21 protein-coding genes and 1 pseudogene are annotated in these 25,431 nt (G+C 71.4%); 10 read left to right on the top strand and 12 right to left on the bottom strand.

Translation table 11 applies throughout. The annotated features are described in order from the left end of the window. The first annotated feature begins 50 nt into the window (after positions 1–50). The 3 genes from IEZ19_RS14060 (at position 51) to IEZ19_RS14050 (ending at position 4,326) form a co-directional block, all read left to right on the top strand. Entirely contained in the window at positions 51–1,046 is a 996-nt protein-coding gene (locus tag IEZ19_RS14060; protein WP_189311481.1) for a GlxA family transcriptional regulator, read from the top strand. Then, positions 1,043–1,537, top strand: coding sequence for an LURP-one-related/scramblase family protein (locus tag IEZ19_RS14055; protein WP_189311480.1), 495 nt, complete (start codon positions 1,043–1,045; stop codon positions 1,535–1,537). The genes IEZ19_RS14060 and IEZ19_RS14055 overlap by 4 nt, the downstream gene beginning before the upstream one ends. A 71-nt stretch (positions 1,538–1,608) precedes the next feature. Continuing rightward, positions 1,609–4,326, top strand: a complete 2,718-nt coding sequence (locus IEZ19_RS14050) for a SpoIIE family protein phosphatase (protein ID WP_189311479.1) — start codon at positions 1,609–1,611, stop codon at positions 4,324–4,326. Between the two features lie 39 nt (positions 4,327–4,365). On the opposite strand, the gene IEZ19_RS14045 is transcribed toward IEZ19_RS14050, so the two are convergent. Next, positions 4,366–5,190 (bottom strand): carbon-nitrogen family hydrolase, encoded by an 825-nt coding sequence (locus IEZ19_RS14045; protein WP_189311478.1) that lies wholly within the window; start codon positions 5,188–5,190, stop codon positions 4,366–4,368. Positions 5,191–5,417: 227 nt separating this feature from the next. Here IEZ19_RS14045 and IEZ19_RS14040 point away from each other — a divergent pair, with 227 nt between their 5' ends. Further along, positions 5,418–6,242: a maleylpyruvate isomerase family mycothiol-dependent enzyme gene (locus tag IEZ19_RS14040; protein WP_189311477.1), complete on the top strand. Its 825-nt coding sequence runs from the start codon at positions 5,418–5,420 to the stop codon at positions 6,240–6,242. A gap of 86 nt (positions 6,243–6,328) precedes the next feature. Continuing rightward, positions 6,329–7,127: pseudogene (locus IEZ19_RS14035) on the top strand (methyltransferase domain-containing protein). Between the two features lie 10 nt (positions 7,128–7,137). Here the strand turns inward: IEZ19_RS14035 and IEZ19_RS14030 are convergent. Both IEZ19_RS14030 and IEZ19_RS14025 read right to left on the bottom strand, forming a co-directional pair. Then, positions 7,138–8,433, bottom strand: a complete 1,296-nt coding sequence (locus IEZ19_RS14030; protein ID WP_189311476.1) for an MFS transporter — start codon at positions 8,431–8,433, stop codon at positions 7,138–7,140. Then, positions 8,430–9,080, bottom strand: coding sequence for a GntR family transcriptional regulator (locus tag IEZ19_RS14025; RefSeq protein ID WP_189311475.1), 651 nt, complete (start codon positions 9,078–9,080; stop codon positions 8,430–8,432). The genes IEZ19_RS14030 and IEZ19_RS14025 overlap by 4 nt, the downstream gene beginning before the upstream one ends. A 227-nt stretch (positions 9,081–9,307) precedes the next feature. On the opposite strand from IEZ19_RS14025, the gene IEZ19_RS14020 reads away from it, so the two are divergent. Continuing rightward, positions 9,308–10,210 (top strand): D-alanyl-D-alanine carboxypeptidase family protein, encoded by a 903-nt coding sequence (locus IEZ19_RS14020; protein ID WP_189311474.1) that lies wholly within the window; start codon positions 9,308–9,310, stop codon positions 10,208–10,210. Between the two features lie 359 nt (positions 10,211–10,569). Here the strand turns inward: IEZ19_RS14020 and IEZ19_RS14015 are convergent, their stop codons facing one another. The 3 genes from IEZ19_RS14015 to pdhA are packed head-to-tail and all read right to left on the bottom strand — an operon-like array spanning position 10,570 to position 14,178. After that, positions 10,570–11,982 carry a dihydrolipoamide acetyltransferase family protein gene (locus IEZ19_RS14015; protein WP_189311473.1) on the bottom strand — a complete coding sequence of 471 codons (1,413 nt, stop codon included), beginning with the start codon at positions 11,980–11,982 and terminating at the stop codon, positions 10,570–10,572. A gap of 10 nt (positions 11,983–11,992) precedes the next feature. Beyond that, positions 11,993–12,988 carry an alpha-ketoacid dehydrogenase subunit beta gene (locus IEZ19_RS14010; RefSeq protein ID WP_189311472.1) on the bottom strand — a complete coding sequence of 332 codons (996 nt, stop codon included), beginning with the start codon at positions 12,986–12,988 and terminating at the stop codon, positions 11,993–11,995. Between the two features lie 2 nt (positions 12,989–12,990). Further along, a complete protein-coding gene (gene pdhA / locus IEZ19_RS14005) occupies positions 12,991–14,178 on the bottom strand; it encodes a pyruvate dehydrogenase (acetyl-transferring) E1 component subunit alpha (protein ID WP_189311471.1) in 1,188 nt (395 codons plus the stop codon). A gap of 334 nt (positions 14,179–14,512) precedes the next feature. Between pdhA and IEZ19_RS14000 the strand changes: the two genes are divergently transcribed. Beyond that, positions 14,513–14,689 carry a hypothetical protein gene (locus tag IEZ19_RS14000; protein ID WP_189311470.1) on the top strand — a complete coding sequence of 59 codons (177 nt, stop codon included), beginning with the start codon at positions 14,513–14,515 and terminating at the stop codon, positions 14,687–14,689. A gap of 55 nt (positions 14,690–14,744) precedes the next feature. Further along, positions 14,745–15,791: a phosphotransferase gene (locus IEZ19_RS13995; RefSeq protein ID WP_189311469.1), complete on the top strand. Its 1,047-nt coding sequence runs from the start codon at positions 14,745–14,747 to the stop codon at positions 15,789–15,791. Between the two features lie 158 nt (positions 15,792–15,949). On the opposite strand, the gene IEZ19_RS13990 is transcribed toward IEZ19_RS13995, so the two are convergent. After that, positions 15,950–17,503, bottom strand: coding sequence for a protein kinase domain-containing protein (locus IEZ19_RS13990; protein WP_189311468.1), 1,554 nt, complete (start codon positions 17,501–17,503; stop codon positions 15,950–15,952). A gap of 330 nt (positions 17,504–17,833) precedes the next feature. On the opposite strand from IEZ19_RS13990, the gene IEZ19_RS13985 reads away from it, so the two are divergent. Continuing rightward, entirely contained in the window at positions 17,834–19,480 is a 1,647-nt protein-coding gene (locus tag IEZ19_RS13985; protein WP_189311467.1) for a protein kinase domain-containing protein, read from the top strand. A 78-nt stretch (positions 19,481–19,558) separates the two neighbouring features. Here the strand turns inward: IEZ19_RS13985 and IEZ19_RS13980 are convergent, their stop codons facing one another. Next, on the bottom strand, positions 19,559–20,095 hold the full coding sequence (locus IEZ19_RS13980; RefSeq protein WP_189311466.1) for a bacterial proteasome activator family protein: 537 nt from the start codon (positions 20,093–20,095) through the stop codon (positions 19,559–19,561). A 163-nt stretch (positions 20,096–20,258) separates the two neighbouring features. Here IEZ19_RS13980 and IEZ19_RS13975 point away from each other — a divergent pair, with 163 nt between their 5' ends. After that, positions 20,259–20,894, top strand: a complete 636-nt coding sequence (locus IEZ19_RS13975) for a hypothetical protein (protein ID WP_189311590.1) — start codon at positions 20,259–20,261, stop codon at positions 20,892–20,894. A gap of 66 nt (positions 20,895–20,960) precedes the next feature. Here the strand turns inward: IEZ19_RS13975 and IEZ19_RS13970 are convergent, their stop codons facing one another. The 4 genes from IEZ19_RS13970 to IEZ19_RS13955 are packed head-to-tail and all read right to left on the bottom strand — an operon-like array spanning position 20,961 to position 25,428. Further along, positions 20,961–21,941 carry an NAD(P)H-quinone oxidoreductase gene (locus IEZ19_RS13970; RefSeq protein ID WP_189311465.1) on the bottom strand — a complete coding sequence of 327 codons (981 nt, stop codon included), beginning with the start codon at positions 21,939–21,941 and terminating at the stop codon, positions 20,961–20,963. Between the two features lie 45 nt (positions 21,942–21,986). Beyond that, the gene (locus IEZ19_RS13965; RefSeq protein WP_189311464.1) at positions 21,987–23,084 is read right to left on the bottom strand and encodes a potassium channel family protein; all 1,098 of its coding nucleotides are present in this window, start codon (positions 23,082–23,084) and stop codon (positions 21,987–21,989) included. Continuing rightward, positions 23,081–24,535 (bottom strand): molybdopterin molybdotransferase MoeA, encoded by a 1,455-nt coding sequence (locus IEZ19_RS13960; protein ID WP_189311463.1) that lies wholly within the window; start codon positions 24,533–24,535, stop codon positions 23,081–23,083. The genes IEZ19_RS13965 and IEZ19_RS13960 overlap by 4 nt, the downstream gene beginning before the upstream one ends. Then, complete coding sequence (locus IEZ19_RS13955; RefSeq protein ID WP_189311572.1) at positions 24,532–25,428, bottom strand: NTP transferase domain-containing protein; 897 nt, start codon at positions 25,426–25,428, stop codon at positions 24,532–24,534. The genes IEZ19_RS13960 and IEZ19_RS13955 overlap by 4 nt, the downstream gene beginning before the upstream one ends. Positions 25,429–25,431: the final 3 nt, after the last annotated feature.

Below are 25,431 nucleotides of genomic sequence, written 5' to 3'. Positions count from 1 at the left end.
GGTCATCCTTCGCGGTGGCCTTGGGACCGCGCGAGTGCTAGGAATCGCATATGGCGCAAGGATCCTCTCAGGCGGCACCTCATCGTGTCGTCCTCGTCGTCGACGAGAACTCCAATCCCTTCGAGATGAGCTGCGCGATCGAGGTGTTCGGGCTGCGTCGGCCCGAGCTGGGGCGGGAGCTGTACGACTTCCGGTTGTGCGCGGCCGGGCCGGACACCCGGATGCGGGACGGGTTCTTCACGCTCACCGGGGTGGCCGGACTGGAGGCGGCCGAGGAGGCGGACACATTGATCGTGCCGAACCGGCCGGACACCGATGTGCCGCGCTCGCCGCGCGTCCTGGACGTCGTGCGACGGGCACACGCGCGTGGCGCCCGGCTCGTCGGGTTCTGCTCGGGCGCGTTCACGATCGCCGAGGCCGGACTGCTGGACGGACGGCGGGCGGCCTGTCACTGGATGTGGGCCGAGTCCTTCCAGGCTCGCTTCCCGCGCGTGCGGCTGGAGCCGGACGTGCTGTTCGTGGACGACGGCGACATCCTCACCGCGTCCGGCAGTGCCTCCGCCCTCGACCTGGGGCTGCACGTCGTCCGGCGTGACCACGGCGCCGAGATCGCCAACGCCGTCTCCCGGCGGCTGGTGTTCGCCGCGCACCGGGACGGCGGGCAGCGGCAGTTCGTGGAGCGGCCGGTGCCGGACGTGCCGGACGAGTCGCTCGGCCCGCTGCTCGCGTGGGCGCAGGAGCGGCTGGGCGAGCAGCTGACCGTGGCGGACCTGGCCGCCCGCGCCGCCGTCTCCCCCGCCACGCTGCACCGCCGGTTCCGTACGCAACTGGGCACCACGCCGCTGGCCTGGCTGACCGGGGAGCGTGTCGCCCTCGCCTGCCGGCTGATCGAGCGGGGCGAGGAACGGCTGGACGTGGTGGCGGCCCGGAGCGGTCTCGGCACCGCCGCCAACCTGCGGGCACGGCTGCGGCGCGAGACCGGGCTCAGCCCGTCGGCCTACCGGCGGCGTTTCGGTCCCGCGCGCGGGGAAGCCGTAACAGCATGAGATTCCTGGTACGCGACCGGCTCCTCGGCTTCGGCGAGGACTACTGGATCGAGGACGAGCACGGCGACAAGGTGTTCCTCGTCGACGGCAAGGCGATGCGTCTGCGGGACACCTTCGAGCTGAAGGACACGCACGGGCGTGTGCTCGTCGACATCCACCGGAAGATGTTCGCCCTGCGGGACACGATGGTGATGGAGCGCGGCGGCGAGCCCTTGGCGACCATCCGGCGCAAGCGGCTGTCCCTGCTGCGCAACCACTACCGCGTGTCCCTGGTGGACGGCACCGAGCTCGACGTCAGCGGCAAGATCCTGGACCGCGAGTTCGCCGTCGAGTACGACGGTGAGCTGCTCGCGGTGATCTCCCGGCGATGGCTGCACGTCCGGGAGACGTACGGCGTCGACGTCGTACGGGACGACGCGGACCCGGCGCTGCTGATCGCGGTGGCGGTGTGCGTGATCCACCTCGCCGAGAAGGAGCGGGACGGGGACTGAGGCCGGCCGAGGGCGCACGGGCGAGGCTGAGCTGGGAGGAGGACCAGTACTGCTTGTGAGATAAAGGAAACATGGCGGGATTCCTCGGCCGCCTGCGCTCGGCACTGAGCGTGCGCACCGTCGCCCGGCAGGTTTTCGTCCTTCAGGCGGCGATCGTCGTGCTCCTGGTGGTCGCCGCAGTGGTCACCGTGTTCCTTCAGGTCCGGCACGACAGCGAGCGCGAGGCCCGCAACCGTTCCCTGGCCGTGGCCGAGACCTTCGCCCACGCTCCCGGCGTGGCGGAGGCGCTGCAGAGTCCCGACCCGAGCGCGGTGCTCCAGCCGCGCGCCGAGGCGGCGTGCAAGGCGTCCGGCGTGGACTTCATCGTCGTGATGAGCACCGACGGCGTCCGCTACGCCCACCCCGACCCCACCCAGATCGGCAAGCACTACATCGGCCGCATCTCACCGGCCGTGGCGGGCGGGGTCGTCCAGGAGACCTACGCCGGCACGCTGGGCCCCTCCGTGCGCGCCGTGGTCCCCGTCAAGGACGCGCAGGGCAAGGTCGTCGGCCTGGTCGCCGCCGGGGTCACGCTCAAGAAGGTGAGCGGGGTCGTCGAACAGCAACTGCCGATGCTGCTCGGTTCGGCGGTCGTCGCGCTGGCCATCGCCACCGCCGGTACGGCCCTGGTCAGCAGGCGGCTGAAGCGCCAGACGCACGGCCTGGAGCCCGCCGAGATGACGCGGATGTACGAGCATCACGACGCCGTGCTGCACGCCGTACGGGAGGGCGTGCTGATCATGGACGGGAACGGCAGGATCGCGCTGGCCAACGACGAGGCGCGCAGGCTGCTCGGGCTGGGCCCGGACGCGGAGGGCGGCTCGCCGCTCGATCTGGACATCGGCCGCGACCTGGCCCGGCTGTTCGCCTCCGGTCGTAACGCCACCGACGAGGTGCATCCGGCGCAGGGCCGACTGCTTGCCGTCAGCCAGCGGTCGACCGACCGGGACGGCGGTCCGCCCGGCAGCGTCGCGACGCTGCGGGACACCACCGAACTGCAGGCCCTCACCGGCCGGGCGGACATGGCCCAGGAGCGGCTGAAGCTGCTCTTCGACGCCGGCCTGGAGGTCGGCACCGGCCTCGACGTGGCCCACACCGCCCAGGAGCTGGCGAACTTCGCGGTGCCCCGGTTCGCCGACTTCGTCACCGTCGACCTCGCGGACCCCGTGCTGCGGGGCGGCGAGCCGCCGCCCAACGGCGAGGACATGCGCCGCGTCGGCTTCCAGGGAGTACGGCAGGGGACCCCGCTCCACGGGCCGGGCCAGCTGATCCGCTTCGCGCCGGACACCCCGCAGGCGGCCGGCTTCGGCACCGGCGAGGCCGTACTGGACGCCGATCTGACCGCCTTCGCCGGCTGGCAGGAGCAGGACCCCGAGCGGGCGCGGCGGATCGTGGAGTCCGGGATCCACTCGATGCTCGCGGCGCCGCTGCGCGCCCGCGGCGTCAACATGGGCGTGGCCACCTTCTGGCGCTCCGGTCGGCGCCCGCCCTTCGAGCCGGACGACGTCTCCCTCGCCGAGGAACTCGTGGCCCGGGCCGCCGTCAGCATCGACAACGCCCGCCGCTACACGCGTGAGCACGGCATGGCCGTCACGCTGCAGCGCAGCCTGCTGCCCCGGGCCCTGCCCGACCAGAACGCCCTCGACGTGGCGTACGCCTATCTGCCCGCGCTGGCCTCGCAGGGCGGGGTCGGCGGCGACTGGTTCGACGTGATCCCGTTGCCCGGCGCGCGGGTCGCGCTCATCGTGGGGGACGTCGTCGGGCACGGACTGCACGCCGCGGCGACGATGGGCCGGCTGCGCACCGCCGTCCACAACTTCTCGACCCTGGACGTGCCGCCCGACGAGTTGCTGTGGCACCTGGACGAACTCGTCTCCCGCATCGACCAGGACGAGTCCGGCGACGGCGAGGGGCCGCCGGTCACCGGGGCCACCTGCCTGTACGCCGTGTACGACCCCGGCACCGGGGTGTGCACCCTGTCCCGGGCCGGGCATCTGGCACCGGCCGTCATCCGCCCCGACGGCGGTGCGGAGATTCTCGACGTGCCCGGCGGGCCGCCGCTGGGACTGGGCGGTCAGCTGCCCTTCGAGGCGACCTCGCTGCGGCTGGACGAGGGCAGTTCGCTGGTGCTGTACACGGACGGGCTGGTCGAGGACCAGGACCGCGACATCGACGAGTGCCTCGAACGGCTGCGCGGGACGCTGGCCGGCGCCGCCCGGACACCGGAGGAGATCTGCCGGTCCGTGCTCAGGGAACTGGTGCCCGACCGGCCGCGCGACGACATCGTCCTGGTCGTGGCCCGGACGCGGCTGCTCCCGGCCGACCGGACGGCGGCCTGGGAGGTGCCGGCCGACCCGGAGGCCGTGGGCCGGGTGCGGGCGGCTGCGACCCGGACCCTGGAGGAGTGGGGCCTGGAGGACGTGGCGTTCACGACCGAGCTGATCCTGAGCGAGCTGGTCACGAACGCCATCCGGCACGCCGGCTGTCCCATCCACGTACGGCTGATCCGCGACCGCAGCCTGATCTGCGAGGTGTCCGACGGCAGCAGCACGGCCCCGCACCTGCGCCGCGCGGCGACGACCGACGAGGGCGGGCGCGGGTTGTTCCTCGTGGCCCAGTTCGCGGAGCGGTGGGGCACTCGGTACACCCCGGAGGGCAAGGTCATCTGGACGGAACAGCCGCTCGGGGACGAGATGACGGCGGGGTCCGGGGGGTCGTCGGGGTTCGGGGAGCCGGCTGTGTCCGGGTAGGCGCAGGCGCAGCTGGGCGAGGTCCAGCGATCCCGACGTCTAAAGGGCCCGGCGCGGTGGTTCCAGTCCCAGTACGCGATCCTTCAGCGCCGGGAACGCCTCGCGCGTCGTCGCCACCTTCGCCGGGTCGAAGTCCACCGTGAGGACCTCCTCTCCGGGGCCCGCCTCGGCCAGCACCTCGCCCCAGGGATCGACCACGATCGAGTGACCCGCCTGGGGAACCCGGGCGTGCGTCCCGGCCGTTCCACACGCGAGCACGAACGCCTGGTTCTCGACCGCCCGCGCCCGGGCCAGCAGCGTCCAGTGCGCTCGCCGGCGTTCCGGCCAGCCCGCCGGGATCACCAGGGTCTCGGCACCGGCGTCGACGAGACCGCGGAAGAGTTCGGGGAAGCGGAGGTCGTAGCAGGTGGCCACGCCCAGAGTGGTCTCCGGCAGCCGGACCGTCACCAGGTCGTGCCCGGCGCTCATCAGGACGGCCTCGCCCTTGTCGAAACCGAAGCGGTGGATCTTGCGATAGGCGGCGGCCAGGTCGCCGGAGGGGGTGAAGACGAGAGACGTGTTGTAGAGAGGGCCAGACCCCGGCGCGGAGCCGCTTTCAGATGGAGCGCGTTCCGGGATCGAGCCCGCGTGCAGCCACACGCCCGCGTCGCTCGCCGCCTTCGCCATCACTTCGTACGTCGGGCCCTCGAGCGGCTCGGCCTCGTTCCCGAACTCCTCGTAGGCAAAAGCACCGGTGGTCCACAGCTCGGGCAGGACCACGAGATCGGCTCCGGCTTGTTCTCGTACGAGGGCGGCCACGCGCCGCCTTCGCGATTCGACCGATTCGCCATCTTCTACGGCGATTTGGATCAGCGAGGCGTGCACACTACCACCGTCCTGGCATTCGAGCCGTCCACACGGGCCTACGATCGTCACACGAAAGCACTGCCGGGGTGCCTCACAGCAGCGTAGCTTGGGGGTCCCCCCTGTTCGAGCGAAGCCGAGAGCCAGGGGGAGTTCCCAACAGTTCCGAGGCACCCGCCGACAGCCACCTCCCACTGGCACCGCCGCCACCAACCGCCCGTGTAACGACCGCCGAGGGGTCCCGTTCCGTGAGTCTGCATCCCACCCTCCAGCCCTACGCCGACGCGTGGACCCACTCCATCGAAGCGATATCCGAGCTGGTGCAGCCCCTTGTCGAGGGCGAGTGGAACCGGCGGACGCCCTGCCCGGGCTGGTCGGTCCGCGACGTCGTCTCGCACGTCATCGGCATGGACTGCGAGATGCTCGGCGACCCGCGCCCCATCCACACGCTGCCGCGTGACCTGTTTCACGTCACCAACGAGCACCAGCGGTACATGGAGATGCAGGTCGACGTGCGCCGCCACCACACGGCGCCGGAGATGACGTCCGAGCTGGAGTACACGATCATCCGCCGCAACCGCCAGCTGCGGAACGAGTCGCGTGACCCGGGCACCAAGGTGCGCGGCCCCCTCGGCGCCGAGAACACGCTCGAAGAGGCGATGCGGTACCGCGCCTTCGACGTGTGGGTGCACGAGCAGGACCTGCGCGCTGCCCTGGGCCGCCCGGGCAACCTGGACTCCCCGGGTGCGTACATCGCCCGTGACTATCTGCTCGGTGAGCTTCCCCAGGTCGTCGCGGGCGACGCGAGCGCTCCGCGCAGTTCCGCGGTCGTCTTCGACGTGCACGGGCCGGTGGAGTTCCTGCGCACCATCCGCGTCGACATCCAGGGCCGCGGCACGCTGGAGACCGCCCCCGCCCTGGGCCCCGCCGCGACCCTCACCCTCGACTGGGAGACGTACGTCCGTCTGGCATGCGGCCGGGTCACCCCGGAGTCGGTCGCGGACCGCGTGAAGGCGGAGGGCGACCCGGATCTGACGGCGGCGATCCTGCGGAACTTCACGGTCACGCAGTAACGGCCGGAAGGTGGAGTGAGCGCGGGTCGTCGGCGTACCGATATTCGCTGTCGGCGCTCCGCCGCCGGAAACTAGCGTGCCCCCCCATGACCGACACCGAGTTCACCGACTCCGCCACCGCCGAGTCACGCACTGCCGAGTCGACCGACCCCACCGACGCGCCCGGTGCCCCCGGAGGGCTTCCGCCCCGCCTCACCCGGCTCACCTTCCACGGTCCTCTCTCCGACGTGCGGGCGGACGCGATGGTGCGGCGGGTCACCGGAGCGCGGCCCGCCACCGTTAGCCGCCCGCACCCGGCCGTGCGGTACGGGCGTCGATCTGCGCGGCGAGGATCTGGAGCGGGGGCGGCGCAACGCGCGGGCGCGGGGGCTCGCGGACCGGGTGGAGTTCGTCGAGGAGTCGGCCGTGGGGACCCGGCGCGGGCCCGCCGACCTGGTGCTGTGTCTGGGCGCGAGCCATGCGCTGAGCACGGCCGAGCCTCCCCGGCACACCACCGAGGCCCTGCGGGAACTGCGGCGGCTGGTCGCCGACGGCGGGCGGGTGGTGCTCGGTGAGGGCTTCTGGGAGCGGACCCCGGCCCCGGCCGAGCTGTCCGGCATGTGGCCCGGCGCCTCCGCCGACGACCACTACGGCCTCGCCCGGCTGCTCGACCTCGCCGTCGACGCCGGTTTCCGGCCGGAGTGGACGGAGACCGCGAGCCCAGCGGAGTGGGAGGAGTTCGAGTCGGCGTACCAGGCGGACACCGAGGTGTGGCTCGCCGGGCACCCGGACCATCCGCTGGCCGCCGAGACCCGCGAACGGCTCGACACCCATCGCTCCCAGTGGCTCACCTACCGCGGTGTCCTGGGCATCGCCTATCTGACGCTCGTACCCGTGAGCGGCTGACCCGAGCGGCTCACGCCGGCACGTGCACCGTCTCCACGCGGCTGGCGACCAGCCGTTCCCGCTCGCGCCGCGCCGCCCGCCTGCGCAGCCGCAGGATCTGGCTCACCCCGAGCGCCTGGAGGACGAACACGGCCGAGAACGCGACCGTGTAGTTGTCGCCGGTGGCGTCCAGCAGGACTCCGATCGCGAACAGGGTCGTCATCGACGCGATGAAACCACCCATGTTGGTGATCCCGGACGCCGTGCCCTGACGCTCGGGCGGGTTGGCGGGGCGGGCGAAGTCGAAGCCGAGCATCGAGGCCGGTCCGCAGGCGCCCAGCACCGTGCACAGCACCAGCAGCAGCCACATCGGGGCGTGGTCCGCCGGATAGGTGAGGGTCGCCGCCCACACGCCGGCCGTCGCCGCGACCGTGCCGAGGGCCAGGGGAAGCCGCGCCGTGTGATGCCGCGCGACGATCTGGCCGTAGACCAGACCGACCACCATGTTGGACAGGACGACCAGGGTGAGCAGTTCGCCGGCCGTGGCGCGGCCGAGGCCCTGGGCCTCGACGAGGAAGGGCAGTCCCCACAGCAGCAGGAACACCATCGCCGGGAACTGGGTGGTGAAGTGCACCCACATGCCCAGCCGGGTGCCCGGCTCCCGCCAGGAGGCGGCGATCTGCTTGCGGACGTAGGCCGCGCCCTGGTGCGGAACGGGATCCGGTTCGTGGCCCTCGGGTTGGTCCTTCAGGAACAGCACGAGCAGGATCAGGACGACCACTCCGGCCAGCGCGCTGCCCGCGAACGCCGGGCCCCAGCCGAGGCCGTGCAGCAGCCGGGCCAGCACCAGGGTGGAGATGAGGTTGCCCGCCATGCCGACGAGACCGGCGAGCTGGGCGACCAGGGGTCCGCGCCGGGCCGGGAACCAGCGGGTGCCGAGGCGCAGCACGCTGATGAACGTCATGGCGTCGCCGCAGCCCAGCAGCGCGCGCGAGGCGAGCGCGGTGCCGTACGACGGCGAGAACGCGAAGCCCAGTTGGCCCGCCGTGAACAGCAAGGCCCCCAGACCCAGCACCTTCTTGGTGCCGAGCCGGTCGACCAGCAGACCCACGGGTATCTGCATGCCCGCGTAGACCAGGAGCTGGAGGATCGAGAAGGTCGACAGGGCCGAGGCGCCCACATGGAAGCGGACGGCGGCGTCGAGGCCGGCGACGCCCAGGGACGTACGGAAGATGACGGCGACGAAGTAGACCGAGACGCCGACGCACCACACCCATACGGCGCGACGGCCGCCGGGTGGATCATCCGGGAGAGCGGCGCCCGTCATCGGACCTCACCCCGCGCCAGGTTCGAGAACCAGCTCACGTGCCGGTGCACGATCCCGACGGCCGCCTCCGCGTCCCCGGAGCGCAGCGCGTCGAGGATCTCCTCGTGCTCGGAGAGCGTCTTGGCGATTCGGTCGGGGTGGGAGTACATGACGGCGACGCCCATCCGCAGCTGACGGTCACGCAGTTGGTCGTAGAGGCGGGAGAGGATCTCGTTGCCGCCACTGCGCACGATCTCGGCGTGGAAACAGCGGTCGGTGACCGCGGCGGCGGCGAAGTCACCGGTGGCGGCCTGTGCCTTCTGCTCGGCGAGCAGTTCCGCCAGGCGCTCGAGCAGCCTCGGCGGTGCGGGTATGGCCTTGCGCGCGGCGTGCTGCTCCACCAGGAGCCGAGTCTCCACGACGTCGGCGATCTCCTGCGCTGAGACGGGCAGCACCAGGGCGCCCTTCTTGGGGTAGAGCTTGATCAGCCCCTCCACCTCGAGCCGCAGCAGCGCCTCGCGCACGGGTGTCCGGGAGACCCCGACGGCCTCGGCCAGTTCACCCTCCGTGAGCAGGGTGCCGCCTTCGTAGCGGCGGTCCAGGACGCCCTGCTTGACGTGCGCGTAGACGCGGTCGGCGGCAGGGGGCTGCCTCACGGCCGTATGCATGTCCACATGATAGATACAACACGTACGCAAGCGTCACCGACGTCCAGGATGCGGACGTCGGCCTCACGCAGGGCGGACGCGAGCCCCGCACGCGACGGATTCGAAAAAGTCCCCGCCCGCGCACAACCATCAATCCCGCTCGCATGTCACACCCATGCGGCCCCACTCGCTTGCCACCTCAACTCGGCCGCACACCAGGGGCATTCAACATAATCGGGGTATCTGACTTGAAAACCGGCATCAAGGGCATCCGTCTTCGCAGAGCCGCCGCGGTCTCCGTCACCGCCGGCGCCATGATCGCCACCGGAGCCCTTACCGCGGCGCCCGCTCAGGCCGTCACCACGCCGTCGATCGTGGCCAAGGGCGGTTACGTCATGAACGACGCGAACGCCAAGACGCTGTACACAAAGGCGGCGGACACCCGGCGTTCCACCGGTTCCACCACGAAGATCATGACCGCGAAGGTCGTGCTCACGCAGTCGAACCTCAACCTGGACGCCAAGGTCACGATCCAGAAGGCGTACAGCGACTACATCGTGTCGAAGAACGCCTCCTCGGCCCATCTGATCGTCGGCGACAAGGTCACCGTCCGCCAGCTGCTGTACGGCCTGATGCTGCCGTCCGGCTGCGACGCCGCCTACGCGCTCGCCGACAAGTTCGGCACGGGCTCGACGCGGGCCGCGCGCGTGAAGTCCTTCATCGGCAAGATGAACACCAAGGCCAAGCAGCTGGGCCTCACGAACACGCACTTCGATTCGTTCGACGGCATCGGCAACGGCTCCAACTACTCGACGCCGCGCGACCTCACGAAGCTCGCCAGCAGCGCGATGAAGAGCAGCACGTTCCGCTCGGTCGTCAAGACCAAGTCGTACACGGCGAAGACGATCACCAAGACCGGCGGCACCCGCACGATGGCGAAGTGGACCAACACGAACGGTCTGCTCAGCAGCTACAGCGGCACGATCGGCGTGAAGACCGGCTCCGGCGCCGAGGCCAAGTACTGCCTGGTCTTCGCCGCGACACGGGGTGGCAAGACGGTCATCGGCACGGTCCTCGCCTCCACGTCCATCACCCAGCGCGAGTCGGACGCCAAGAAGCTCATGAGCTACGGCTTCGCCAAGCTCGGCTGACCTCGGGTCACCGTACGCAACGGGCCTGTCGTGCCGTCACGACGGGCCCGCTTCGGTGTCACGACAGTGCGCCGTGTTCCTGACGTACGTGTGCGGTGAACGTGGTCTCACTCGGGGGCACCCGCTGACGAAATCCCGGCAGCCTCGGCACGGACCGGGCTCGTTCGTCGGCCGCGTGAAGATCGCGACGGGCCGGCAGGGCTACCAGGCCGTCATATGACCGACCTGGTCCGGGTCACGCCACGCCGACCAGGCCTGGACCACGAGGACATCCAACTCGATCTCGCTGCCCCGGCACTGGGCCGGAAAAGGGCCGCGCAAACCTCACCGGGATGCGCGGCCCTTCGTGTTGTCGCGGGCTACGCCCAGGTGATCAGCCGCTTCGGCTGCTCCAGGATCGCCGCCACGTCGGCCAGCACCTTGGAGCCCAGCTCACCGTCCACCAGGCGGTGATCGAAGCTCAGGGCCAGGGTGGTGACCTGACGAGGCTTCACCTTGCCCTTGTGGACCCACGGCTGGAGCTTGATCGCGCCGACCGCGAGGATCGCGGACTCGCCGGGGTTGAGGATCGGCGTGCCGGTGTCGACGCCGAAGACGCCGACGTTGGTGATCGTGACCGTGCCGCCCTGCATCGCTGCCGGGGACGTCTTGCCCTCGCGGGCCGTGGACACCAACTCGCCAAGTGCCTGGGCCAGTTGCGGGAGCGTCTTGGCGTGCGCGTCCTTGATGTTCGGGACGATCAGACCGCGCGGGGTGGCCGCGGCGATGCCCAGGTTGACGTAGTGCTTGAGCACGATCTCCTGGTTCGCCTCGTCCCAGGACGCGTTGACGTCCGGGTTGCGCTTGATGGCGACCAGCAGGGCCTTGGCGATCAGAAGCAGCGGGTTGACCCGCAGACCCTGCATCTCCCTGTCCTGCTTCAGCTCCTCGACCAGCTTCATCGTGCGCGTCACGTCCACCGTCACGAACTCCGTGACGTGCGGTGCCGTGAACGCCGAGCCGACCATCGCCTGCGCGGTCGCCTTGCGGACGCCCTTGACCGGGACACGGGTCTCGCGCGCGCCGTCGTACGTCACCACCGGGGCGGGGGCCACGGGTGCGGCGGGCGCGACCGCTGCCGGCGCCACGGTCGCGGGGACCTCGGGCGCCGTGGGCGCGGCCACGGCCGCGTGGACGTCCTCGCGCGTGATGATGCCGTCCGGGCCGGTCGGGGTCACCGTCGCCAGGTCGACGCCGAGATCCTTCGCCAGCTTGCGCACCGGCGGCTTGGCCAGCGGGCGGCGGGCTGCGACGGCAGCTGCGCCGTGGCCGTTCAGCTCGGCCTGGATCGCCTGGGCGGCCCGGTCCGCCTCCGCGGCCACGGTCTCGCTGCTCTTGCGCGGGCGGCGCTTGGTCGAGGACTCGGCGACGCCGTACCCGACGAGCACCGGCTTGCGGCCCTCCGGCTTCGGCTCCGCCGCGGGCTGCTCCGCCGGCTGCGGCTCCGCGGGAGCCGGCACGGGCGCGGCGCCGCCCGACACGTCCACCGCGATGATGGACGTGCCCACGTCCACCGTGGTGCCCTCGGGGAAGTGCAGTTCGCGGACCACGCCGTCGTACGGGATGGGGAGTTCGACGGCCGCCTTGGCGGTCTCGACCTCGCACACCACCTGGCCGTCGGTCACCTTGTCGCCCGGCTGCACGTACCACTTGAGGATCTCGGCCTCGGTGAGTCCCTCGCCCACGTCGGGCATCTTGAACTCGCGCACGGACGCTTCCGTCATCGTCGTCACGACCCTCTCCTCAGTACGCCAGGGCACGGTCGACGGCGTCGAGCACCCGGTCCAGGTCCGGAAGGTACGACTCCTCGATGCGGGCCGGCGGATAGGGGGCGTGGTAGCCGCCCACCCGGAGCACGGGAGCCTCCAGGTGGTAGAAGCAGCGCTCCGTGATCCGGGCGGCGATCTCCGCGCCGGAGCCGAGGAACACCGGTGCCTCGTGGACCACGACCAGGCGGCGGGTCTTCTCCACCGAGGCCTGGATCGCGTCGAAGTCGAGCGGGGAGACGGACCTGAGGTCCAGGACCTCCAGGGACTTGCCCTCCTCGGCGGCCGCGTCGGCGACCTCCTGGCAGAGCTTCACCATCGGGCCGTACGCGGCAAGGGTCAGGTCGGTGCCCTCGCGGACTACGCGCGCCCTGTGCAGCGGGTCGGGGATGGCCTCGGTGTTGACCTCGGCCTTGTCCCAGTAGCGCCGCTTGGGCTCGAAGTAGATCACCGGGTCGTCGCTCTGGATGGCCTGCTGCATCATCCAGTACGCGTCGGACGCGTTGGACGGGGAGACCACCTTCAGGCCCGCCACGTGCGCGAACAGGGCCTCGGGGGACTCGGAGTGGTGCTCGACCGCGCCGATGCCACCCCCGTAGGGGATGCGAACGACGACGGGAAGCTTGACCTTGCCCAGCGAGCGCGCGTGCATCTTCGCGAGCTGGGTGACGATCTGGTCGTACGCCGGGAAGACGAAGCCGTCGAACTGGATCTCCACCACCGGGCGGTAGCCGCGCAGCGCGAGGCCGATGGCGGTGCCGACGATGCCGGACTCGGCGAGCGGGGTGTCGATGACGCGGCTCTCGCCGAAGTCCTTCTGCAGGCCGTCCGTCACCCGGAAGACGCCGCCGAGCTTGCCGACGTCCTCGCCCATGACGAGGACCTTGGGGTCGGCCTCCAGGGCGTGCCGCAGCGACTCGTTGATCGCCTTGGCCAGAGGCATGCTCTTCGTGGCCTTGGTCTCCGCTGCCATGGTCAGGCCCCCTCTACGTCCGCGAACGACGCCTGGTAGGCGGCGAACTGCGCTCGCTCCTCGTCGACGAGCGCGTGCCCGTCCGCGTACACGTTCTCGAAGATGGCGAAGGTGTCCGGGTCAGGCATGGCACGGACCACCTCCCGCACTCGTTTGCCCAACGCCTCGCTCTCCGCCTCGAGTTCCGCGAAGAATCCCTCGTCCGCGTGGTTTGCGGCCTCGAGGTAGCGGCGAAGGCGCAGGATCGGGTCCTTCGCCTCCCAGGCCAGGCGCTCCTCGTCGCCCCGGTAGCGCGTGGGGTCGTCGGAGGTGGTGTGGGCGCCCATGCGGTACGTGTACGCCTCGACCAGCGTCGGGCCCTCGCCGCCGCGGGCGCGCTCCAGCGCCCACTTGGTGACCGCCAGACAGGCGAGGACGTCGTTGCCGTCCACGCGCACGCCGGGGAAGCCGTAGCCCTGGGCGCGCTGGTAGAGCGGCACGCGGGTCTGCTTCTCGGTCGGCTCGGAGATCGCCCACTGGTTGTTCTGGCAGAAGAACACGACGGGCGCGTTGTAGACCGCGGAGAACGTGAACGCCTCGGCCACGTCGCCCTGGCTGGAGGCGCCGTCGCCGAAGTAGGCGATGACCGCCGAGTCGGCGCCGTCCTTGGCCACACCCATCGCGTAGCCCGTCGCGTGCAGCGCCTGGGAGCCGATGACGATCGTGTAGAGATGGAAGTTGTTGCTGTTGGGGTCCCAGCCGCCGTTGTTCACGCCGCGGAACATGCCCAGCAGGTTGGTCGGGTCGACGCCGCGGCACCAGGCGACGCCGTGCTCGCGGTAGGTCGGGAAGACGTAGTCGTCGTCGCGGGTGGCGCGGCCGGAGCCGATCTGCGCGGCCTCCTGGCCGAGCAGGGACGCCCACAGGCCCAGCTCGCCCTGGCGCTGCAGGGCGGTGGCCTCGGCGTCGAAGCGCCGGGTGAGCACCATGTCGCGGTACAGACCGCGCAGCTCCTCGGGGGTGATCCCGGCGACGTACTCCGCGTACTCGGCGTACCTCGCGTCCTCGACGCGCTCGCCCTCGGGCGTCAGCAGCTGGACGAGTTCGGGTTCGGTGCTCTTCTTCACTGTGGTGCGCTTGGTGCCGGTGGTGCCGGCCTTGCCTGCGGCGCTGCGTCGCGGCTTGCGCGCGGCACTGCTGTCCACGGTCACGTGTGCTCCTCCGTCGGTCCGGCCCCCGGGATTGCCGGGTAACCAGTGCGGCTCACCTGTTGCCGGCACCCGGAGCACGGGGTGGGTGCCACTGGGCCGGAACAGGCGTGACAGGTGCCCCGGCGAGCGCCCTGCAACCATCACGTTACCCAGTGCGCCACATTTCTGTGAAACCCCGCCTGACCTGCGATTTTGCTTGGATTTCCAAGTAAATCGCCGTGGCCTGGAAGGGCGCTGGTCACAGCCTTGCAGGAGGCCGGAGCAACGGCACGTTATCCCGCGGACCGGGGCCACGGGAAGACTTTGCGTGTGAGACTGCCTTCGCGCCCGAAGCATGACAAATCAGGGCTTCCTCTTCGACGGCCACGAGCTCGTCCGGCGCGACGTCCACGAGCCCGTCTCCCGCCGGGCCGGCGACGAGCTGCACCTCGCCGAGAAGACGATCAAGAACAACGTGTCGATCCTACGGAGCGCACGCGACACTTCGAGCATTCACTGTGATCGAAAGTGACATTCTGTGACAACACGCAGCTCACAGGCGCGTGCGGTGTCCTACCATCTGGGGCGTGCCGCGCTCCTGTGTACCACCCCCCGTACCCCACACGCCCCCTCTGGGCCGCCTGCTCCGCCTGTACGCCGCCGGTTCCCCCGTCACCTGTGAACCCGTCGACCAGGGCCTCCTCAACCGCGGCTACCGCCTGCGCACGACCCGCGGCCGCTACTTCCTCAAGCACCACTTCGACCCCGACACCGCCGACCCCGCCGCGATCGAGCGCCGGCACCGGGCCACCCAGCGCCTGGCCGCCCTCGGCGTCCCGGTCGCCCCGCCGCTCGCCGGCCGCGACGGCCGTACGGTCGCCGTCGTCGGCGGCCACGCCTACGCCCTGCACCCCTGGATCGACGGCCGACACCGGCACGGCGGGCAGCTCACCACCGGGCAGTGCACGCGGCTCGGGGCGCTCCTGGGCGCCGTGCACGCCTGTCTGGAGCAAGTGATGCCGCCACAGGGGCGCACGCGTCCCGCCACCGGCCCCCACCCGGTGGAGAGCGCCGACCCCGCGGACACCTTCGCACTCATCGACGACCTGCTCGGCCACGTCCGCCGGCACCGCCCCGCCGACGCCTTCGACGCGCTCGCCCGCCACCGCCTCCTCGAGCGCCGGGTGCTCCTCGAACAGCACGCGGACCGGCGGCCGCCGCGCGGCGGCTCGGTGGGCTGGGTGCACGGCGACTTCCACCCGTTCAACCTGCTCTACAAGGGCGACGCCCCGGCCGCGATCGTCGACTGGGACCGGCTCGGCGTGCAGCCCCGCGCGGAGGAGGCCGTCCGCGCCGCCGCGATCTTCTTCGTACGGCCCGCGGGGGCACTCGACCTGCCGAGGGTGCGGGCGTACGCGCGCGCGTACCGGCGCGCGGCCCGGGCCACGCCCTCACAACTCGCGGCGGCCGTGCACCGCGTGTGGTGGGAGCGGCTCAACGACTTCTGGATGCTGCGCTGGCACTACGAACGCGGCGACACCCGAGCCGACCCCCAGTTCCCGGCCGCCTCGGCGCTCGCGGTGTGGTGGACCCGGGAGTACGACGCGGTGTGCGACGCCTTCGTCGAGGCGTGAGCGGGCACGGGGCGGGCGACGGGCAGGTGCGTACGAAACGGAACGCCACGCGCGCGTGGGCCGAAGGCGGCTCTCACGCGTGCGTGGCGGTCAGGCAGGAGGCGCACGGCCTCACAGGGTGGACGGCCTCACAGGGTGGGCACGATGGCCGGTGGCCTTCAAGGACCCGCGTCGCCGCTCGGGCTGCCGCCCGTCGGGGTCACCGGGTCCGACGGCTCCGGCTGCGACGAGGTCCCCGGGTCCGTCGGCTCCTGGGACGTCGTCGGGTCCGTCGGCTCGTCGGTCGGGCCGTTGGTCTCCGGGTCGGACATGGTGTACGACGGGGTGGCCGACGGCGTGTAGCCGGAACCGGTGTTCTGGTCCGAACCGCTGTCCGTGGCCGGGTCGGTCGCCTCGTCCGTCGCCTCGTCGCTCGGGCTCTTGCTCGGCTTCTCGTCCGCGGTGGTCGGCGAGGTCGTCGGCGACTGCGTCGTACCCGGACCGCCGCTGCCGCCGCCGGTGTTGTTCAGCGCCAGCGCCACGCCCGCCGCGATCGCGATCACCGCGAGGACCGCCAGGATCCACAGCTTGCCGCGGCCGCTGCCCTTGTTGCCGTGCCCCTCGAAGCCGCCCTCGTCGCCGTTGCCGTAGCCGCCCGGCAGGATCGGCTGCGGGATCTGCGTGGTGCCGGGGCCGCCCATGGGGTGCGGCATCGCGGTCGTCCCCGCGAAACCGCCCGCCGGAGTCTGCCGGCCGTCGTGCACGTCCACGGGGCCGGTGTTCCAGGTGCCGGTGTGGCTGCCCTGGTCGTACAGCATCTGCAGGCCGTACTGGACCAGGCCGCGCATCTCCTCGGCCGTCTGGAAGCGGTCGTCCGGCTCCTTGGCCAGCGAGCGCATGACCAGGCCGTCGAGCTCCGGCGGTGAGGCGTCCGAGGTCTCCGACGGCGGGGTCGGGATGTCCTGCACGTGCTGGTAGACCACCGACAGCGGGGTCTCACCGGTGAACGGAGGCCGCAGCGCGAGCAGTTCGTACAGCAGGCAGCCGGTCGCGTACAGGTCGGAGCGGTGGTCGACCGCCTTGCCGAGCGCCTGCTCCGGCGAGAGGTACTGCGGGGTGCCCATGACCATGCCGGTCTGTGTCATCGTCGTGGACGCGCCGTGCAGCGCACGGGCGATGCCGAAGTCCATCACCTTGACGGCGCCGTTGTGCGTGATGATGACGTTGGCGGGCTTGATGTCGCGGTGCACGATGCCGTGCTGGTGCGAGTAGGCGAGGGCCTCGAGCACACCGGAGACGATGATCAGGGCCTGCTCGGGCCCGGGCGCCTCGGCGTTGATCAGCAGGTCGCGGATGGTGCGGCCCTCGACCAGCTCCATCACGATGTACGGCACGGACTGGCCGCCGACGTAATCCTCGCCGGAGTCGTACACGGCGACGATGGCGTGGTGGTTGAGGCCGGCCACCGACTGGGCCTCGCGCGTGAAACGGGCCTTGGAGACCGGGTCCTCGGCGAGGTCGGAGCGCAGCAGCTTGACCGCCACCGTGCGGCCGAGTCTCACGTCCTCGGCGGCGAACACCTCTGCCATGCCGCCCCGGCCGAGCCTGCGGGTCAACCGGTACCGGCCGTCACCGACGAGCCCTCCGTTGCCCCACATCTCCGGCGCGTCTGACATGCCGCCGCCAGTCGCCTCGGGGTCGGACGGGCCCTGGGCGCTGTGCGTCTGTGCCATCTGTCCTCGCCGTCGTTTCTGCCCGCGGTGCGCGCGGTGTTGTTACGGGTCTCCGTCGGCCACGCTACAGCCTCCGCGGTGACCTCCGGTCCGGGATCCGAGCCGGAACGGACCCGAGACGGACCGGCTATCAAACCGCCGGCACGCGCTGTCGTGCAAATCCTGTGTGCCGGGCGTACGGCGGCTGTAACGCTTCCGCGACGCTTCTTTCGCGTACGGTCACGGAACGGGCACCGAGCTTGACGTGTCAGTGCCCTCCGGCAGACTTGGCCGGGAATGACGCATTCGATCAACGAGGGCGCCTGACGGTCCAGTGGGGGACGCGAAGACATGAGCCAGGACGGCGCACAGGGTCGGTACGCGGGGCGGGCGCTCGCCGGCGGCCGCTACCAGCTGCGCGACTTGCTCGGCGAGGGCGGCATGGCCTCGGTGCACCTGGCGTACGACGCCGTGCTGGACCGGCAGGTCGCGATCAAGACGCTGCACACCGAGCTGGGCCGCGAGCAGGCCTTTCGCGAGCGGTTCCGCCGCGAGGCGCAGGCCGTGGCGAAGCTCACGCACATCAACATCGTCTCGGTCTTCGACACCGGCGAGGACGACCTTGACTCCATGACGACGCCGTACATCGTCATGGAGTACATCGAGGGCCGCCCGCTGGGCTCGGTGCTCGACGAGGACGTACGGCAGTACGGCGCGATGCCCGCCGACAAGGCGCTCAAGGTCACCGCGGACGTGCTGGCCGCGCTGGAGATCAGCCACGAGATGGGGCTGGTCCACCGCGACATCAAGCCGGGCAACGTGATGATGACCAAGCGCGGCGTCGTCAAGGTGATGGACTTCGGCATCGCCCGCGCCATGCAGTCGGGCGTCACGTCGATGACGCAGACCGGCATGGTCGTCGGCACCCCGCAGTACCTCTCGCCCGAGCAGGCACTCGGCCGCGGTGTGGACGCCCGCTCCGACCTGTACTCGGTCGGCATCATGCTGTTCCAACTGGTCACCGGACGGCTGCCGTTCGACGCGGACTCGCCGCTCGCGATCGCGTACGCACATGTGCAGGAGGAGCCGGTGGCTCCTTCGTCGATCAACCGCTCGCTGCCGCCGGCCGTGGACGCGCTGGTCGCCCGCGCGCTGAAGAAGAACCCGAACGAGCGCTTCCCCACTGCCGAGTCGATGCGCGACGAGTGTCTGCGCGTCGCCGCCTCCTTCCAGGCGGCCGCGCCGAGCATCGTCCCGGGCGCCCCCAGCCAGAGCGGCTCGGGCGTCGGCTCCGCCGTGTTCCCGCCGGTCGGCCAGACCCCGGCGCAGAACGGCCCGGTGCAGACGCCGTACCAGCCCACTCCGGCGCCGAACCCGTACGGCACACCGGTGCCCTCCCCGGCGTACGGCTATCCGCAGCAGGGCGGCTACCGGACGCCGGCCCCGAACGGGTACGGCCAGCAGACCCCGTCGACCCCGCCGCCGTACAACATCACGCCCCAGAGCGCGGTCCAGTCCTCGGGGCCGGGCGGCGGCAAGGGCAGCAACAAGCCGGTGATCATCGGCTCGATCGTGGTGTCACTCGTCGCGGTCGTCGGCCTGATCGTCGCGCTGACCCTCAACAACAACGGCGGCGGTGACGACACCAAGGGCGGCGGCGGCAGTGCGAGCGCCTCGGCGTCGTCGTCCCAGGCGGCGGGCTACCGCGGCCCGGACGAGTCGAAGACGATCGACAAGACGGAGTGCACGGAGCCTCAGGAGTCGTACGACGACCCGGACAAGATCCGGGTCCCCGACTTCAAGTTCAAGTACATCAAGTCGGTCAAGGAGTGCTTCCAGGCCGCGGGCTGGGAGATGCAGGAGATCCCCGTCGACGAGAACACCTACGGCGACGGCACGATCATGGAGCAGTTCCCCGCCGCCGACACGGACGTCGACCCGAAGGACATGCCGAAGATCCAGCTCAAGGTCTCGACGGGCAATCCGGCCAACGGCTGATCGGCCCGCAGACAGCGGAAAGGGCCCGGCGACGGATCGCCGGGCCCTTTGTGTCGAGGGGGTCGGTCGGCTGGTGTTCTACAGGTAGGGCCCGCCCGAGCGGCCGCCCGAGCGTGGTTCCTCGTGGCCGTCGCCCACCCCGGGCGGCAGCGCGCGGCGCATCTGCTCCAACTGGGCCCGGGCGGCCATCTGCTGGGCGAACAGCGTGGTCTGGATCCCGTGGAAGAGTCCCTCGAGCCACCCCACCAACTGCGCCTGCGCGATACGCAGTTCCGCGTCACTGGGGGTGCCGTCGTCCCTGAACGGCAGGGAGAGCCGCTCCAGCTCCTCGACCAGCTCGGGCGCGAGACCGTCCTCCAACTCCTTCACGGAACTGCGGTGGATCTCCTTGAGCCGGACCCGGCTGGCCTCGTCCAGGGGAGCGGCGCGCACTTCCTCCAGCAGCTGCTTGATCATGCTGCCGATGCGCATCACCTTGGCGGGCTGCTCCACCTGCTCCGTCACCGGGATCTCGCGGGAGTCGTCGTCTCCTCCGCCACCGAGCGCCATGCCGTCCTGGCCCACGACCAGGATCTGGGGGTTCTCCGGCGACCTTTCGTTCCTCGGCATCTCCATGCCGCCATTCTCTCGCACCCGTACACCTCATCACCGTGGTGCCCCCCGGTACGGCTGATTCACCGTTTCGACCTGTCGGGCTAATCAGAAATGCCCTACTTGCACACAAATGTGAAGCTGAAGGTCATTGATCTCGGCGAATGAGCTCCGGGAGGTCACCGACGTGACTCCATGGCTGCGTCTCCCACTCCGCCTCGCACGGCTCCTGCCGGTCGCGGCGGTGGTGGTGCTGCCGTACGGCACGACCGCGACGTACGGCGCGAGTACCGCGTACGGCGCCGAGGGCCGCCACTCGGGCTCGCCCTCCGCGCCCTCCTCGCGGCACGCCTCGGCTTCGGCCTCCGGCTCTGCATCCGCCTCGGCCTCCGCGTCCAGACACGTCTCCCCATCGGGCTCCCGCGGCCCCACGGCGTCGGTGTCTTCCTCCCCGTCCACGACGCCCGAACCGTCCCGGGCGGGCAGCCGGCCCGGTGAGGGGCGGCTGCGACCGGGCCGGCTCGACATCGAGGACGAGGACGACACGTGGCGGGACGAAGAGGGTCGGGACGAGCCCGGGAACGACGAGGACGAAAGCGAGTCCGCCACGGCCTCGGCCGCGCCCTCCGCGTCCGGCTCGCCCCGGGCTGCCCTGGTCCCCTCGGCCGCCACACCGGCTCCCGTGGGCCGGAAGAACGTCGGGCAGAGCGGCGAGGACACGACCGAGCCCGTCCTGCGCATCCTGCCGCTGGGCAGCGGCCTGGTCCTCATCGGAATCGGTCTCGGCCTCGCGTTCCTGGGGCTGCGGCTGCGCAGGAGCTGACGGCGCGGCTGCGGCTGCCTGAGCCAACGGCGCGACTGCGGTCACCCCAGGAACTACCACGGCACGCTACGGCGCCACCAGCAGCACCTTTCCGATGTGGTCGCTCGCCTCCAGAACCCGGTGGGCCTCCGCGGCCTCTGCCATGGGCAGCTCACGGTCGACGATCGGGCGGACGTGGCCCGCCGTGAGCAGCGGCCACACGTGTTCGCGTACGGCGGCGACGACGGCCGCCTTCTCCGCGAGCGGGCGGGCGCGAAGCGAGGTCGCGGTGATCGCGGCCCGCTTGTTGAGGAGCGCCCCGAGGTTCAGTTCGCCCTTGGCGCCGCCCTGGAGACCGATCACGGCAAGCCTGCCGTTGACGGCGAGAGTCTGGACGTTGCGGTCCAGGTACTTCGCACCCATGTTGTCCAGGATGACGTCGGCACCCGCCCCGTCGGTGGCCTGCTTCACCTCGGCCACGAAGTCCTGCTCCCGGTAGTTGACCAGGATGTCCGCGCCCAGCTCGGCGCAGTAGTCGAGCTTCTCCTTGGTGCCGGCCGTGACCGCGACCTTGGCGCCGACGGCCTTGGCGAGCTGGATCGCCATCGTGCCGATGCCGCTGGAACCACCGTGCACCAGCAACGTCTCACCCGGACGCAGATGGGAGATCATGAAGACGTTCGACCAGACCGTGCACACCACCTCGGGCAGCGCCGCGGCCTGCTTGAGGTCCACGCCCTCCGGCACGGGCAGCAGCTGGCCGGCCGGAACGACGACCTTCTCGGCGTAACCGCCGCCCGCCAGCAGCGCGCACACCTCGTCGCCGACGGCCCAGCCGGACACCCCGGGGCCGACCGCGGCGATCCTGCCGGAGCACTCCAGGCCGGGGTAGGAGGACGCACCCGGCGGCGGCTTGTAGAAGCCCTGCCGTTGCAACAGGTCGGCACGGTTGACAGCGCTGGCCACCACCTCGACCAGCACCTCGCCCTCACCCGGCACCGGATCGGGGACCTCGTCCCACACCAGCGCCTCGGGCCCACCAGGTTCGGGAATCGTGATCGCATGCATGACGGCGACGCTACTCCCACGACGGCGGCGCCGCGCGGGCAGTCGCTATGCCCGGGGTATCGGCCGGATGTCCGGCGTGACCTGCGTACCCGGTGTCGCCCGCACGATCGTGATGAGCCGGTCCGCCGACTGGAGCGTACCGATGGCCGGGTCGTCGTAGCCGAGCACACGATGGCCGCGTACGACGCTCACCACCAGGTCGTCCACCTCGCGCGGTCCCCTGCCCACCTCGGCCTTGACGACGGGCCGTTCGACGAGGTCGAGGCCGCTGCCCTGCTGGATGAGGTCCTCCATGACCATGCCGGCGGCGGGGCTGAGCACGGACAGTCCGAGGAGCCGCCCGGCCGCGCTGGCACTGGTGATGACGGCATCCGCGCCGGACTGCTTGAGCAGCGGCGCGTTCTCCTCCTCGCGCGCCGTGGCCACGATCTTCGCGCCGCGATTGAGCTGACGGGCGGTCAGCGTGACGAGGACGGCCGTGTCGTCCCGCTGTGGTGCGACGATGATCTGCCGCGCCTTGTGCACCTCGGCCCGCTTGAGGACGTCGCTGCGGGTCGCGTCCCCGACGACACCGGCGAAGCCCTCGGCCGTTGCCGCGTCGACCGCCTTGGCACTGGGGTCGACCACGACGACCTGCTCCTTCTTCAGCCCGGTCGCCAGGACGGTCTGGACCGCCGAACGCCCCTTGGTGCCGAAGCCGATGACGACGGTGTGATCACGCACGGTGGACCTCCAGCGGTTCAGGCGCCATTCCTCACGGGTGCGTTCGGTGAGGACCTCGAGCGTGGTGCCGACCAGGATGATGAGGAACAGCACGCGCAGGGGCGTGATGACGAGGATGTTGGTCAGCCGGGCTCCGTCACTGACCGGGGTGATGTCGCCGTATCCGGTGGTGGAGAGGGTGACCGTCGCGTAGTAGAACGCGTCGAGCAGATCGACGGAGTTGTCGGAGTTGTCGGTGTAGCCGTCGTGCTCGGCATAGACGATCAGTGCCGTCACGACGAGCACCAGGAGGGCCATCAACAGCCGTTGGACGACCTGGCGGATCGGGCGCTCCACCACTTTCCTCGGGAGCTCCACCCGATGGGTCACCAGATGCTCGCCCGCCTGGCGGGCGATGGCGTCATAACCCGGAAGTTTCACGTGAAACACACCCCGATGCCGGCTGCCGCCCAGGGCAGGTCGAGCAGTTCCGTCTCCTGACCGTGCTGGGCCCCGCCCGGCGGTACGACGGCGAGGGCGTCGGCGGCGGCGACACCGCGCAGCATCGCCGGTCCGAAGTAGTGCAGCGGCACGGCACCGTCGTCGCGCAGGACGACGGGAACGAGCCGGGTGTCGTACGGATGCCCGTGCACCGTGCCCAGCAGTGGCAGCGCATACGGCTGGGGCGCCGGACGGGCGGCCAGGGTGCGCAGCAGCGGCTCGGCGAGGGTGAGCACACCGGAGACGGCAGCGAGGGGGTTGCCGGGCAGGCCGACGAGGTGCTGGTTCTCCTTGGTGCGGGCCAACAGCATGGGGTGGCCGGGGCGCACCTTGACACCGTCGACGAGGAGTTCGGCACCGATACGCCGCAGGATGGGGTGGACGTGGTCGACGGGGCCCGCGGCGGTGCCGCCCGTCGTGACGAGGAGGTCGGCGCCGGAAGTGGTGATCGCCGCGTGCAGGGCCCCGGCGTCGTCACCGAGCCGGCGCACCGCGATGACCTCGGCACCGAGCGCGCGCAGCCAGGGCGGCATCATCGGGCCGAGCGCGTCACGGATCAGTCCGTCGTGCGGCAGCCCGTCGGTGAGCAACTCGTCGCCGAGGACAAGGATTTCGGCACTGGGGCGGGGGACGGCGGTGACCCTGTCGTATCCGGCGGCCGCGGCGAGGCCCAGCACAGCGGGGGTGACCAGGGTGCCGACCGGCAGCAGTTGGTCGCCGATCCGGCACTCCTGGCCGCGCGGGCGGATGTCCTGGCCGTGTTTCACCTCGCCGGTGGCGTGCAGCCGGCCCTTGCCGTCGGTGCTGCCGTGCTCGCTGCGCAGGACGGCGGTGGTGTCGCCGGGAACACGGGCACCGGTCGCGATGCGTACGGCCTCGCCGTCCGTCAGCGGCTCGGGCTGCGCGTACCCGGCGAGGACGCCCTCCTCGCGCACGTGCCAGGGCCCGGGGCCGGCGACGGCCCAGCCGTCCATCGCGGAGGTGTCGAAGGAAGGCAGGTCGGTGAGCGCGTCGAGCGGGGCGGCCAGGACCAGGCCGAGGGCGTCGCCGAGGGCCACGGAGACGGGCGGGCGGCGGGTACCGGACCTGGCCGCGCGGGCCGCAATGTCGCGGGCCTCGGGCCAGGGGGTGGCCTTCTGCCGCCCCGGGTGCTCCAGGTGCTCCGGTCCGTCCGGTCGGCTCTGCGGCGCGGGTGCGGGCAGATGGCCGCCGGCACCGGGGCCGGGGCCGGGGCCCGGGTCCGTACTGCGACGCACGGGTTCCCCGGAACCGCCGTACGTCCCATGTTCCGCGTGCTGCCTGTGTTCCCTCACGAGGGCGAGCGCCTCCTCGACGTCGAGATCTTCGAGGTCCTCGGCGGGCTCACCGGCCCGGATGCCGCGGGCGGTCATCCGGCGTCCGGGCCCGGGTCGGGCTTCTCGGCGGACAGGGGTGCGCTGTTCTCTTCCTCCCAGCGCAGCGCCAGCGCGGCGGCCTTGCGGGCGGCCTCGGCGACCGCCTCGGGGCCTCCCTCGCCCTGCGCTGCCGCGTAGCCGACGAGGAAGGTGGTCAGCGGGGCCGCGGGCCGGGCCACCCCGTGGGCGGCGTCGCGTGCCAGGTCGAGGAGGACGCCGGTGTCGACGTCCAGGTCGATGCCCAGCTCGGCCTTGACTGCGGAGATCCATTCATCCAACACGTGCTCATGCTCCCTGATGCGTGCCCTGGCGTCGGCGATGTCGTCCCAGGTGTCGCAGTCGAAGGACGCGAGCGGGTCCGGAACGCGGGTGAGGTCGAGTGCGCCGGCCAATCGGCGCAGAGGCAGCCCGGCGAGGGCACCGGCCCCCGCCCGGCCGCCGGTGGACGCGGCGCCGGCGAGTTCCGTCAGCGCGCGCCGCAGTGCGGTCGTGCGGTACGCGGCCACGAGCGGCTGGTCGCGGCCGTCCGCGTCGGTGAGCAGCGCGCCGTCGGCGCCGCTGGTGTGCAGGGCGGTCAGCAGCCGCCGTACCGTGACCTCTTCGAGGAACGGCAGGTCGGCGGAGAGCACGACCGCGTACTGAGCCGTGGTGTGCCGCAGCCCGGCATCGAGCGCGGCGACCGGCCCGCCGCCGGGCGGCTCCTCGCGCGCCCAGCGCACCGGGCGCGCGGTGGGCCGGGGATCCGCAACGACGACCGTGGTGCGCGCACCGGCGCAGGCCTCGAGCACCCGGTCGAGCAGCCGCCGCCCGCCGACCCGCACACCGGGCTTGTCGGCCCCACCGAGCCGCCGCGCGGCACCTCCGGCGAGCACGACGGCGTCGTACGGCATGCC

Source organism: Streptomyces brasiliensis, from assembly GCF_014647875.1.
Lineage (GTDB): Bacteria > Actinomycetota > Actinomycetes > Streptomycetales > Streptomycetaceae > Streptomyces > Streptomyces brasiliensis.
The sequence above is the reverse complement of the archived record's forward strand: the minus strand, read 5'-3'. Positions and strand labels throughout refer to the sequence as shown.